This window comes from Serratia sp. 22264, from assembly GCF_052045345.1.
GTDB lineage: Bacteria > Pseudomonadota > Gammaproteobacteria > Enterobacterales > Enterobacteriaceae > Serratia > Serratia plymuthica.
Genome location: NZ_JBQEOY010000001.1, coordinates 363,858 through 375,734, shown reverse-complemented (window position 1 = coordinate 375,734; position 11,877 = coordinate 363,858). Strand labels below are relative to the sequence as shown.

Genomic DNA, 11,877 nt, shown 5'->3' with positions numbered 1-11,877 from the left:
TAAATAACCCTATCGTAACTGCCAGTAAGAGTTCCAATGCAGCTTTATCAACGTCCTCTTCTGGCACAGAGCTGCCCTGTTAGGTTAAGCTCTGTGCTGTGGCAATACCAGATCAAGTCTGAGTTAATACAATTTTTAGCACAGATAAAGGTATGTATTGTGCTGATAACGGCCCTCTTCAATCAATTTGAAAATGTGGCCAGACTTGCTTTTTATGTAGTAGTTCGCCTCCTCTGGGGTTAGCTGCGTTCCTTGCTTTGTCGCTGCATGTATAAAGTCTGCCATCTTAATCCAGCGGCTTTTATCGGTAGATTTCAGTGCTTCTATGAACGCCCCGGTCATGTGTAAATCTCGTTTCATGTGTCACCTACTGGAGCAAGAAATAGTCGCGAGTTGTTTTATCACTGCTGCTTTTTCCGGGGAGATGTTGGTCTTCATCTCCTCGGCCAGTTCTGAAATCCATATCAACGCAATGTCTTTATCCTTCTCTTGGCTCTCATAGCAAACCCCCAGACGGGCGATGAGTTCAATACGTTCCAAAACAACCATTTCTTCCACTGCTGGTAAATGCACCCTGTTCCTCCGATGCTCAATTACTGTATGCATATACAGCATTAACCATAAATTTTGCTTCCGCAACCAATTATTAACCGGTTCATACTGCATTGAAATATCACTAAATTTGACTTTAGCACCACGCGCTAACGCTTCCAGTTCCCAGCGCTGGGCGGCAATATCGTGCCGGGCCAAATCTACCCGGGTTCCACCCAGCCGATTACGTTCAGCCGGGGTCAATCTTGCCGAAGGTGCCACATCTAGCACCTGATAAGGGTCAAAACTGCGTTGTGATTTCTTTATCTGTGGCGGGATAGCCCGTATACGGCTCATAACAGACCGTGTAACGGTCATATCATTCCAGTCAATTGGTGTCTCCGGTGGGTGCTCCAGCACCGCCACGCCCTCTACAGACTCACTATCTGCGTATTGGTAGCGCCTTTGCTATCGACCAACCCACAGTTATTGACAGGACTCCGAGGCGCGCCGGAGGCGCTTTTCAAAGTCAAAGGCTCAACGGCAACGGACTTAGCGACAATGCGCCATTGCGTCGTACGGGTTTCATAAACTCGATCGGCACCGATATGCGGGGCATAAATTCCCGCAATTTTCTGGACTTCTTCGTCATAGGCGTTGAGTTCGTCGGCAACCCTGCGGGCAACACGCACGGTCTGATCGTCGCGGGAAACATTAGTGCCGCCCTGGGCCAGAATGTAGGCGGCAAAATCACCGGCATCAGCGGCAGCGCGTACCGCTTCCACGCTGTCGTCAAACTCATCGGCCAGACTGATAGAACGAATTTTTCGGCATTCACGCCATGCGCCACGCGACGGCAGGCCAATGAATTGAAATTGGGGAATGCACCACGTGGAAGCCCACGCGGTGACAGCGGCGGCCGTCTCGGTCAACAGCTCGCCGGTTTCATGATCACGCTCGCCATCCAGCGCGTAACCGTCGATATTTTTGGCGATGTATTTGGCGATATAGCCCGCCGCGCCGCCTTTGTTCAGGTGCTTACAGTCAAAACGGTTTTTAGCAGCGCCGCGCTCGTCGCCATCCTCAGCCATGGCATAACGCCGCATGATAGCGATCACCGGCTGGCGCTGCTCTTTGGAGGTAAACAGCATCATATGCCAGTGCGGCGTTGCATCGTGATGCGGCTCGACAACGCGCACGCCGTAAACTTGCAACCCGTTGTCTTTAAACGCCGTCCGAATGTTGCTAAACAAGTTCACAAGATAACGCTGGCCGTCTTTTGGCGTGTACGCTTCTTCATCCCAATTGTGGTTAAACTGCACCTTCGGGCTGTTTTTGCCGACGGTACGGGTCGGATGGTATTTGGATGGCGTGGTGATGGTAATAAACATCCCCTTATCGCCTTTAATCTCGGCAGCCTGTTGAACCCCAGCAACTATCGTCATTAGCTCCATGCGGCGGATCTCAGGGTTAGAGATACTCGCCATTACCTTATCGATTAGGCTGAATCGTTCGCCAGTTTCGACGTTCTCCAGCTCGCGGCTGTTGAGGTAATCAAAGTTAGACTGATGGCGTGCTTTCACATCACGGATCGCCTGCTTGCTGGCATAGGACGACGCCCCACGGTTCACATTGCCGACGGCAATCAGCAACGCCCCGCGCCAGCGCGTGCGCTGGGCTTTTAACTGGCGTTCCCACCATTCCGCATCTACCAACCGGGACAGACTTGCGATCGCTGCCCGGGCATCAAGTTTGCCCTTGCGGTATTTGCTCCAGTGCATCGGTGTGATGTTGAAGGCGCGAGCCATCGGCGCGGTATGTCCATAAAAACAGGCTTGAGTGCTGTCTTCAAATAGCCCTGTATTGTCTCCGCCGTTGCATTAATGAATTCTTCAACGCGGCTCTCATAGATAGACAGCAGTTGACCGGCCACGCGATCCGCAAGGCGTTTCAGCTCTTTGTCATCCATACCCGGTAAGCCAGCGTAATTATCAATCTCCGCCATCCAGCGAGGTGAAGCCGCTAAGTTCATTCCATTCTTGGCGTTAACGGCTTCAATACGGGGCCAGATGCGGCGCTCAAACTGGAACACCAACCATTTATTCCCGAGCTATTCACCCAGTTCCATATAGCCTAAATCACAGCTCTTGCGAGTAAGCCACCCATTTGGCCATGTCGTGATACGAGATATTCCCGCCGCACACCACTATCCCGATGACGGCATCAGAGGGCAATTTAGGTGCGGTGGCAATGACGGCGGGTATAAGCGCACCGGAGGCGAGTTCAACCCATAATTTTGCCTGTTCGCCAAAGGCGAGCATGCCGTCAATCGCCTCCTTGTCCGAGACAACAACTATGTCTTCGGCATAGGCTTGAGCATGGGCCAGCATCATTTCATCAATAATCGGTACCCCAAGGGTAGAGATGATCGAGGTGACATCAATGTTTACCGGCTTTCCGGCACGCAACGCCTGATGCATTGAACTGGCGCCTGCGGTCTCAACGCCCCAGATTCGGATATCCGGCTTAATGGCCTTCAGCGCCGTAGCCGCACCTGCCAACATTCCACCGCCACCCACGGCAATGAAAACGTCGGTTAACTCCGGGCAATCGGCAATAAACTCAAGCGCCAGGGTTCCATGCCCTTCAGCTATCAGCGAATCGTTGCAGTCGTCGATGACGACATATCCCTCGTCAGCCATAACTTTGGCGCGCTCAAATGCCGCGTGGACATCGGATTCGATGATGACGGAACTGCCCAGGTCACGGACCCGATCGACAGAGGTCGCCGGCGCGTTGGGGGGCATGATAATAGTGACGTTGGCGCCAAAGATCTTCGCAGCCTCGGCAATGGCGATACCAAAATTGCCGCCGCTCACCGCGACAAATCGGGTCTCGTTGAAATCGCCTTTCAGGCTCAGGAACTTGTTAAGCACTCCGCGCGCTTTAAAGGAACCGCCAAGCTGGGTATTTTCAAGCTTCAGGAAAACCGGCCTCTGAATCTTTTCGGCCAATCTCGATCCGGCAATGGTTGGCGTACGTATGACCTTCCCTGCTAACCGTTCCGCCGCCGCGACGACCGCGTTAAATTCAATTAATGTTGTCATTTTTGCCCAGTCAGGTAGAGGTTGTTGAATCAAGTGTTTGGCAAACTATCCCGACTGAGAATAGAGTTCTGCGGGCAGGGTTGCAACAGGCGTCCATATCCGGTCTTAGCCACAAAAAAACCCGCCTGCGGGCGACTGCCAACTGCGCAATCCACTCTCCAGACGGGTTCGTTTCGTGTAATGGCCTAGCCGTGCTGCATTACTTTTGTTCGGCGCTGCTCAGGGTGTCTTCGGCTTTCCACACGCGGTATTTCACTTCCACGTCCTTCGGCACATAAACCACGATCGGCAGGCGGCTGTTGTAGCGCTGCATGGCGGCATCGCCCAGGTTGGCGGCGATGAACTTCTGCTGCTTGGCGCCGTCCGGGCAGGCCATCATGGTGGAGGCCGGTGCAGACAATTTATCCAGCACCAGGTAGTCGTAGCCCCAACCGGAAAGGGTTTTGCTCTCCAGCGTGCCGCCCATCATGTGGCGGTTACAGTCCACTTCCAGCGTTTTCCCGATCAGCAGCTCAACCTTGAAGTTTTCTTCCTGCTCCTGCTTCGGCAGGTAAATCACCTGGCGGCTCATGCCTTTTTCCGCTTTCGGGTACGGCGCGATCTTTTCCAGTGGCTGTTTGCTGATATCGGCGTCAGCGGCCGGGGTGGCAGCAATAGCGCTGGCGGAAACGGCCATCAGCAGGCCGGAAAATACAACGGATGCCTTGTTCATGTTTTATCCCTACAATTTATAAGATGCTTCGGCCATAAACTAATACACTGCCGCCAGCCTGGCTATAGGTTTAATCTTCTTTACAATAGCCAGTGTCCAGGTACAAAAACCTATCATCAGCCATTGGTCGGGATAAAACCTCAGTGGATTGCGGTTTTGGCGATATAGGCCTTCACCACCTGATAAACATAGTCCTGGCATGCCAGCCCGGTTTGCGGGTCGTATTTGCCCTGATTGGTAATATTGTTGGACAACACCCGGATGCCGATAAACGGAATAGAGAAAGAAGCGGCGATCTGCGCCGCAGAAGCCGTTTCCATCTCTTCAACCGAGGTGTGATAGCTTGCCCGGAAATGGCTAATACGGTCCAGTTCGCTGTTCCACACGTCGGCGGAGCCAATCACGCCTTCAACCACCTTGCCCCGGGTGTAGCTTGCTTTAACGCCCTCCGCTATCGCCAGCAGCTTGGCGTCTGCCGGGAACTGGCGAATGCTGTGGACATTTTTATCCTCACCCGCACTGCCCTTCGAAGCCAATAGGTCCATGGGTTGCCATTGCCGTGAGTCGCTGCCTTCCCCTGCCGCCTTCTTCGGTGTTTTAAAGGCCCCCAGGCTCACCGAATACTTGCCCAGCACGATATCGTAGACCTTGAGCGCCGGATCGTGGCCGCCTGCGGTTCCCTGGTTGATGATCGCTACCGGCTGGAAGCGGGTGGCGGCAATCGCCGTGGCCGCCGCTGCATTGGACATGCCTTTCAGGGTTTCAGATACCACCACCGGATAACCGTCCACGGTGCCATGCCAGAAACGCCAGCCGCCAATCTGTTCCTCACGCGGGTTATCCAGGCGTTGGGCGAAGCGTTCCGCCTCCACCGGCATTGCGCCTTGCACCACAATCGGCCCGGCTGCATGGCCTTGCTGCGCCAGAGCTAACGGGGAAAATGCCACGCCACACGCGGCCAACAGCATAAAGCTCAGTTTTTTCGTCATCACCACAGCGTCCCGATAAAAAGCAAAGGGTTACCTTAGCCGAAAGGCGAAATCCCGCCTATCGCTTTCTCGCGGGCCTGCCGAAGGGTTAAGGTTTTCTTAAGACAGAATTATTACAGTGACATAATTCCTCACTGCCACCGAGCCTGCGCGTGAACCCAAAACCTTCATTAAATCAATCCTCAACGACAACACAAATTCAGACTAACGCCCTTTACTCCCTACCGGCATCCTTTTACCTTTGGCAGGTTTTTGGGTTGATAGTCAGCGGGTTATTGTTCCTTTGGCTGTCGCGCAACGAACAGCTGGATTGGGCAATCAGCAATTACTGGTTCGACGCCGCCAGCGGCCATTTCCCCTGGCAAAACGATCGCTGGCTGGACCTGATCAACCATCGTTTGCTGAAAATCAGCGTGATTAGCGGTGCGGTGCTGGCGCTGTTTTATGGCATTTACCGCCGTAACCCGCGCATGATCGTCGCCATGCTGCTGATCGGCATCGGGCCGTTGGTGGTCGGGATCCTCAAAGCCACCAGCGCGCATTCGTGCCCGTGGGATCTGATCGAATACGGCGGTAAAGCGATGTCCTACCCGCTGTTCGGCGCGGTGCCGGCCGAACCCGGGCCGGGCCGTTGCTTCCCCGGCGGCCATGCTTCCAGCGGTTTTTCGGTGATGGCGCTGTTTTTCCTGTTTTATCCGCAACGCCCGCGCCTGGCTTACTGGTGCTGGTTCGGCGGCATTATGCTCGGCATGCTGATGGGGTTTGGTCAGGTCATGCGCGGCGCACATTTTCTTACCCATAACCTGTGGGCAGGTTGGTGGGTTTGGCTCAGCCAACTGGCTGTTTATTGGATGGTGAGCGGGTATTTCCGCCGCAAGACAAGGTAAATATTATGGAGCAGTTGAATTATCTTCTTTTCGCCTGGATCAACGCGACCCCGGCGTCCCCCGAGTGGTTAATCGATGTCGCGACCTTCCTGGCGCGCGATCTGATCGCCATCGTGCCTGTGCTGATCGTTGGGCTATGGCTGTGGGGGCCGCAGAGCCAACTGATATCGCAACGTGAAGTGGTGACCAAGACGACGATTGCTCTGCTATTCGCCATGCTTTCTGCCGCCACCATCGGCATGTTGTTGCCGCACGAGCGGCCGTTTGTCGCCGGCATCGGCTTCACCTTCCTGGCCCATGCGCCGGACAGCTCATTCCCCAGCGATCACGGCACCGCCATCTTTACCTTTGCCCTGTCCTTCCTGTTCTGGCATCGGGTTTGGTCCGGCATTTTATTGCTGATCGTCGCGGCCGGCATCGCCTGGTCACGCGTGTACCTTGGCGTGCACTGGCCGCTGGATATGGTCGGCGGTTTCCTGCTCGGCCTGGTCGGCTGCTTGTTCGCGCAACTGGTGTGGAACCTGTTTGGCGATGCTATCGCCGCTAAACTGACGCGCCTGTACCATTTCCTGTTCGCCTTCGCGATCCGCAGGGGCTGGGTAAAAGAATAATCGCGCATAACGGCAGGGGCGGCACCGTCCCTGCCATTACACCACCCCGGTGGTGACACGAAACTCCCGCATTTTTCCTCCCCCCAACATCTTCACCGCCGCCCCGCCGGGCGTATATGGGCTGCAGGTAGCCGGCTGAACAAACCTGACCAAGCGTTGGCTGCCTTGTTGCGTAATGGGGCGCAGGCCGTAATTGAACTGGGCGGTAGAAAACCGTGTTACGTACCGCCTGCCCTTTGACGCCAGCATAAAGAACTCGGCCTGATCGACATACAGCGACAGATCGTCCGAGCACAGCATCTCTTGTTCGGCCACGTTCCCGTGCGGTGCCAACGCCGGAGCCGGCAGATTCTGACGGAAGACCGCATCCGGAATACAACCATAGTTGAGGTGGCAAACGTAGTTCAACGGCAGCGGCTCATCGGCAAGGTTGGTGATTTGCATCTCGATGGCAAATTGCGCGCTGTCCGCCGTTAAACGCAATGCCGGGCGTACCCGGCAACGCGGGTGAGAAAGTTCTCCGCTACCGTAAAGCGCCAATGTATCGCCTTCCACCTGCAACCCTATCCGTTGCATGCCTGCCAACAAACTGTCTTGCTGCGGCCAGGGTGAATGAAACGCAACGCCGCCAACCGGTTTGCCCTTGCCCGATCGGGTGCTGCGACGCCCCGATTTCAGCGAGTAGCCGTCAAACTCGGCATCCCAAATCGTCAGGCCGCGGTAAGGCAATACCGTCAGAGTGCCACGGCGGTTCGCCAGCGTCAGCACCTGGCCGCCCTCTTCACAGGTAAAAGCCGTGACCACAAAATCCGCATTGCGGAAAACTTCATCCGGTTGCATCCCAAACTGCTCAGGCGCCAGATTTATCATCATGTTCCTCCTTTTCCCCTGGGTGTTTCGCTCGTAAACGCGCAGCTTGCACTCTAAATGTTACTTAAATAACATAACATCATTCATTATGTTATACACCTAACAGCCCAAAAAACGATGATCTCCGCGTCATTTTTAAAATCGCGCTATGTTTACCGTCAGTGAAATGTTATTATTCTAACATTGTTCACATTCTGCTTTGTTTAAACCTCAATAAGGAATAGAGATGACTACCGAAAACATTGATTACGCCCGTTATGTCGATCACACCCTGCTGGCCATGGACGCGACCGAAGCGCAAATCGCCAAGCTCTGTGAAGAAGCGCAGCAGCACAATTTTTACGCCGTGTGCGTAAACTCCGGGTACGTACCGCTGGCGGCGCACCTGCTGCAAGAAAGCGAAGTAAAAATTTGTTCCGTGATCGGTTTCCCTCTGGGTGCCGGCCTGACCGTAACGAAAGCCTTCGAAGCTAAAGCGGCGATTGCGGCCGGCGCGCAGGAAATTGATATGGTGATCAACGTAGGTTGGCTGAAAAGCGGCCTGCTGGATGAAGTCAAAGCCGACATCGCCGCAGTGCGCGAGGTTTGCGCGGCGATCCCGTTGAAGGTAATATTGGAAACCTGCCTGCTCAGCGATGCGCAGATCGTTCAGGTTTGTGAAATGTGTCGCGAACTCGATGTGGCCTTCGTCAAAACCTCAACCGGCTTCAGCACCGGCGGCGCTCGTGAAGAGCACGTTAAACTGATGCGAGCCACTGTAGGCAGTGAAATGGGTGTGAAAGCATCCGGCGCCGTGCGCGATCGCGCAACCGCCGAGAAGATGATCAAAGCAGGTGCCACTCGTATCGGTACCAGCTCTGGCGTAGCAATCGTTTCCGGTGATCAGGCTGCCGCCGGCAGTTACTGATAACCTGAGGCGCCCCGATACCGGGCGCACGCCGTGATAATCTGATGCGGGGCAATGCGTCCAGCCAATAGGCTGAGTGCGTATTGCCCCGCATTTGTGTGTTCGGCCCTAGAGATTGGCTATTAACCCTGTGGGAAGACAGACTGATGGAAACGCGGCGCGAAGAACGTATCAACCGGTTAGTGCAGGCGTTAAAGCGCTCTGACAAGATCCACTTAAAAGAAGCCGCCGTGTTGTTAGGCGTTTCAGAAATGACCATTCGCCGCGATCTCAGCGCGGAGCCGGCCGCCGTGGTGTTGCTCGGCGGCTATGTGGTGGCCGATCCACGCAGTAACGGCGTGACTCACTATTTTGTTTCCGATCAAAAAGCCAAGCAAGTAACGGAGAAGCGCCGTATCGGCCTGCTCGCCGCTGCGCTGATCGGCGAAAACGACACGGTATTTTTCGATTGCGGCACCACCACCCCGGCGATTATCGACGCTATTTCCGATGAATTGCCCTTCACGGCGGTGTGCCACTCGCTGAATACCTTCCTGGCGTTGCAGGACAAACCGAACTGCAAAGTGATCCTGTGCGGCGGCGAATTCAAACCGAACAACTATATTTTCACCGCCGTCGGCCGGCACAACGAGCTGGATCATATCTGCCCGAATATCGCCTTTATCTCCGCAGCCGGCCTGAGCCTCCAACATGGCGCCACCTGTTTTAACTTCGACGAACTGGAGATGAAGCACCGGGCGATGGCGATGGCGCAGCAAAAGATCCTGGTCGCCGACCACAGTAAGTTCGGTAAAACCAAGCCTGCGTGCATCGGCCCGTTGACCCAGTTCGATCGGGTGATTACCGACCGTCAGCCCGACCCGCTATTTGTCGATTTTTTCAACGAAAACGCCATCGCCATTCGTTTTTAAACCGCCTCTTACCGTCGGCCGCGACCGGCGGTGCTCTTCATCGCTCGGTTCAGCCCCGCCGCAAACAGGACAAATAATGCGCAGTTGATGCATTTATTTTTTTAACCGTACGCTAGATTCAGGTTAATAAAGCGCAACAACCTATCAGGCATATTCCCCCACTTCAGCAAAATCCGACGAAATATCGACGATTCATTCGGCTTGATGGCGCTTTTATATGATAAATAGCGGCAACGTCGATGCGATAAATATCAACAAACATGCAACCATAACGCGCTAAATATGCCCAAATTAGTTTATTTATATGATGAATGGTTAAGCATTTTTATTCGCTATCCGGTTAACTAGTTTACCTGCGTTATTAGCGGGATACTCCCAACAAAACAAATAAAAATCATGAAGTTAATAGATATTTTACTTAAAAATACAATGTGATCTGCGTCACTAAAACTGCTTAATCCGGGTTTTTAGCTAGATCCAAACCTGCGCTTAAAATATATTGCTCGGCTTGCTGACAACAACAGCGTTTTATCTGGTTAAATATTGTTCGCACCGAATAAACATTGAAAGACTCTTGAGAGCGTTCTCAGTGCGAAATCTTACACAACTGCGCAACACATGCGTGAAAAACCAATAAAAAAGCAGTTACACGCACACATTACGCATTTGAGAGCATGATCACGGTTGTTTCCACTGTAAATCGTTATCTTGCCGCCAACAAAATCGGCAGGCACGGACCTTCCGGCAGCAGTACCGATGTAATGCCCTGATTCGGCGGAACGTCATTTGGTTAGTTATCCGACGCCTGCGCAAAAAGATAATTAGCATAATAAACAACCAGGGGGACGCCAGTTATCCCCGCAAGCAACACCTGATTCTTACCGATGTCGTTTCTGAATTACGCCATTCGGTTTTAACCTTAAGTTTTGCCTTTAATTTTAAATTATCGTGTTCACTTCGGAGATATTTATGGACACTACACAGACCGGCACTATTGCCTCTGCGGCTTCTGGCTCCACCAGTACCTGGCGTAAAACGGACACCATGTGGATGTTGGGCCTGTATGGCACCGCCATCGGCGCGGGCGTTTTGTTCCTGCCAATTAACGCCGGCATCGGCGGTTTGATTCCTTTGATCATCATGGCCATCATTGCTTTCCCGATGACCTTCTTCGCCCACCGTGGCCTGTGCCGTTTCGTCCTCTCCGGCAAAAATGCCGGTGAAGACATCACCGAAGTCGTTGAAGAACACTTCGGCATCAGCGCCGGTAAGCTGATCACCCTGCTCTACTTCTTCGCTATCTACCCAATCTTGCTGGTTTACAGCGTGGCGATCACCAATACCGTCGACAGCTTCATTACCCACCAGTTGGGCATGACCTCGCCACCGCGCGCCATTCTGTCACTGATTCTGATCGTCGGCTTGATGACCATCGTGCGTTTCGGTGAGCAAGCCATCGTGAAAACCATGAGCATCCTGGTGTTCCCGTTTGTCGCCGTGCTGATGCTGCTGGCCGTGTATTTGATCCCGAACTGGACCGGCGCCATCTTCGAGAACGTCTCTCTTTCCGGTGCAGGCACCGGCATGGGCCACGGTCTGGTGATTACCCTGTGGCTGGCGATCCCGGTCATGGTGTTCTCCTTTAACCATTCGCCGATCATCTCTGCCTTTGCCGTAGCCAAGCGTGAAGAGTATGGCCAGGAAGTTGCCGAGAAAAAATGTTCTCGCATTCTGGGTTACGCCCACATCATGATGGTGCTGACCGTCATGTTCTTCGTGTTCAGCTGCGTACTGAGCCTGTCTCCAGAGAATCTGGCGGAAGCCAAGGCGCAGAACATCTCGATTCTGTCTTACCTGGCCAACCACTTTAACAACCCGATGATCGCTTACATCGCGCCGGTTATTGCCTTTATCGCCATCACCAAGTCGTTCCTCGGCCACTACCTGGGCGCACGTGAAGGTTTTAACGGCCTGATTGCCAAATCGATGAAGAGCCGTGGCAAAACCATCAGCACCAACAAGCTGAACCGCATCACTGCCATCTTCATGCTGGTTACCACCTGGATTGTCGCGACCCTGAACCCAAGCATCCTGGGTATGATCGAAAACATGGGTGGCCCAATCATCGCCATGCTGCTGTTCCTGATGCCGATGTACGCTATCCGCAAAGTGCCTGCAATGCGCAAATACAGCGGCCACATCAGCAACGTATTCGTCGTCGTGATGGGCCTGATTGCCATCTCCGCTATCTTGTACAGCCTCTAATCAAGCTCCGCCGGCGCCCGTGCGCCGGCTTCTCTCAGCACGGCCCCCCTTTACTGCACTAACGCCTAACACCTGAAGAAGGAGGCG

General features: G+C 53.8%; 10 protein-coding genes and 1 pseudogene. 5 read left to right on the top strand and 6 right to left on the bottom strand.

Annotated features, from left to right (window positions below; all coding sequences use genetic code 11):
• Nucleotides 1-135: 135 nt before the first annotated feature.
• The 5 genes and pseudogenes from ACTJJ1_RS01795 to ACTJJ1_RS01775 all read right to left on the bottom strand — a co-directional run bounded on the left by ACTJJ1_RS01795 (nucleotide 136) and on the right by ACTJJ1_RS01775 (nucleotide 5,339).
• The gene (locus ACTJJ1_RS01795) at nucleotides 136-360 is read right to left on the bottom strand and encodes a hypothetical protein (RefSeq protein WP_440832135.1); all 225 of its coding nucleotides are present in this window, start codon (nucleotides 358-360) and stop codon (nucleotides 136-138) included.
• Nucleotides 361-639: 279 nt separating this feature from the next.
• Nucleotides 640-2,635, bottom strand: a pseudogene (locus ACTJJ1_RS01790) (replication endonuclease); the annotation flags it as partial.
• A gap of 34 nt (nucleotides 2,636-2,669) precedes the next feature.
• A complete protein-coding gene (locus tag ACTJJ1_RS01785; RefSeq protein ID WP_440832133.1) occupies nucleotides 2,670-3,638 on the bottom strand; it encodes a threonine ammonia-lyase in 969 nt (322 codons plus the stop codon).
• A gap of 199 nt (nucleotides 3,639-3,837) precedes the next feature.
• Nucleotides 3,838-4,350, bottom strand: a complete 513-nt coding sequence (gene eco, locus ACTJJ1_RS01780; protein ID WP_004942509.1) for a serine protease inhibitor ecotin — start codon at nucleotides 4,348-4,350, stop codon at nucleotides 3,838-3,840.
• Between the two features lie 140 nt (nucleotides 4,351-4,490).
• Nucleotides 4,491-5,339: a 5'-methylthioadenosine/S-adenosylhomocysteine nucleosidase gene (locus tag ACTJJ1_RS01775; protein WP_004942507.1), complete on the bottom strand. Its 849-nt coding sequence runs from the start codon at nucleotides 5,337-5,339 to the stop codon at nucleotides 4,491-4,493.
• A 152-nt stretch (nucleotides 5,340-5,491) separates the two neighbouring features.
• Between ACTJJ1_RS01775 and ACTJJ1_RS01770 the strand changes: the two genes are divergently transcribed.
• Entirely contained in the window at nucleotides 5,492-6,226 is a 735-nt protein-coding gene (locus ACTJJ1_RS01770; RefSeq protein WP_440832130.1) for a phosphatase PAP2 family protein, read from the top strand.
• Nucleotides 6,227-6,231: 5 nt separating this feature from the next.
• A complete protein-coding gene (gene ybjG, locus ACTJJ1_RS01765) occupies nucleotides 6,232-6,837 on the top strand; it encodes an undecaprenyl-diphosphate phosphatase (RefSeq protein WP_004942504.1) in 606 nt (201 codons plus the stop codon).
• A 36-nt stretch (nucleotides 6,838-6,873) separates the two neighbouring features.
• On the opposite strand, the gene ACTJJ1_RS01760 is transcribed toward ybjG, so the two are convergent.
• On the bottom strand, nucleotides 6,874-7,707 hold the full coding sequence (locus ACTJJ1_RS01760) for a hypothetical protein (RefSeq protein WP_440833582.1): 834 nt from the start codon (nucleotides 7,705-7,707) through the stop codon (nucleotides 6,874-6,876).
• A gap of 226 nt (nucleotides 7,708-7,933) precedes the next feature.
• Between ACTJJ1_RS01760 and deoC the strand changes: the two genes are divergently transcribed.
• The 3 genes from deoC to ACTJJ1_RS01745 all read left to right on the top strand — a co-directional run bounded on the left by deoC (nucleotide 7,934) and on the right by ACTJJ1_RS01745 (nucleotide 11,790).
• Nucleotides 7,934-8,614, top strand: coding sequence for a deoxyribose-phosphate aldolase (deoC, locus tag ACTJJ1_RS01755; RefSeq protein ID WP_004942500.1), 681 nt, complete (start codon nucleotides 7,934-7,936; stop codon nucleotides 8,612-8,614).
• A gap of 146 nt (nucleotides 8,615-8,760) precedes the next feature.
• A complete protein-coding gene (gene deoR / locus ACTJJ1_RS01750; RefSeq protein WP_004942497.1) occupies nucleotides 8,761-9,525 on the top strand; it encodes a DNA-binding transcriptional repressor DeoR in 765 nt (254 codons plus the stop codon).
• A gap of 969 nt (nucleotides 9,526-10,494) precedes the next feature.
• The gene (locus ACTJJ1_RS01745) at nucleotides 10,495-11,790 is read left to right on the top strand and encodes an HAAAP family serine/threonine permease (protein ID WP_004942496.1); all 1,296 of its coding nucleotides are present in this window, start codon (nucleotides 10,495-10,497) and stop codon (nucleotides 11,788-11,790) included.
• Nucleotides 11,791-11,877: the final 87 nt, after the last annotated feature.

Bases quoted from the DNA above. Each gene is read 5' to 3' on its own strand.
- ACTJJ1_RS01795 (WP_440832135.1), bottom strand. From the start codon at position 360: ATGAAACGAGATTTACACATGACCGGGGCGTTCATAGAAGCACTGAAA.
- ACTJJ1_RS01745 (WP_004942496.1), top strand. From the start codon at position 10,495: ATGGACACTACACAGACCGGCACTATTGCCTCTGCGGCTTCTGGCTCC.
- eco (WP_004942509.1), bottom strand. From the start codon at position 4,350: ATGAACAAGGCATCCGTTGTATTTTCCGGCCTGCTGATGGCCGTTTCC.
- ACTJJ1_RS01785 (WP_440832133.1), bottom strand. From the start codon at position 3,638: ATGACAACATTAATTGAATTTAACGCGGTCGTCGCGGCGGCGGAACGG.
- ACTJJ1_RS01775 (WP_004942507.1), bottom strand. From the start codon at position 5,339: ATGACGAAAAAACTGAGCTTTATGCTGTTGGCCGCGTGTGGCGTGGCA.
- ACTJJ1_RS01760 (WP_440833582.1), bottom strand. From the start codon at position 7,707: ATGATAAATCTGGCGCCTGAGCAGTTTGGGATGCAACCGGATGAAGTT.
- deoC (WP_004942500.1), top strand. From the start codon at position 7,934: ATGACTACCGAAAACATTGATTACGCCCGTTATGTCGATCACACCCTG.
- ybjG (WP_004942504.1), top strand. From the start codon at position 6,232: ATGGAGCAGTTGAATTATCTTCTTTTCGCCTGGATCAACGCGACCCCG.
- deoR (WP_004942497.1), top strand. From the start codon at position 8,761: ATGGAAACGCGGCGCGAAGAACGTATCAACCGGTTAGTGCAGGCGTTA.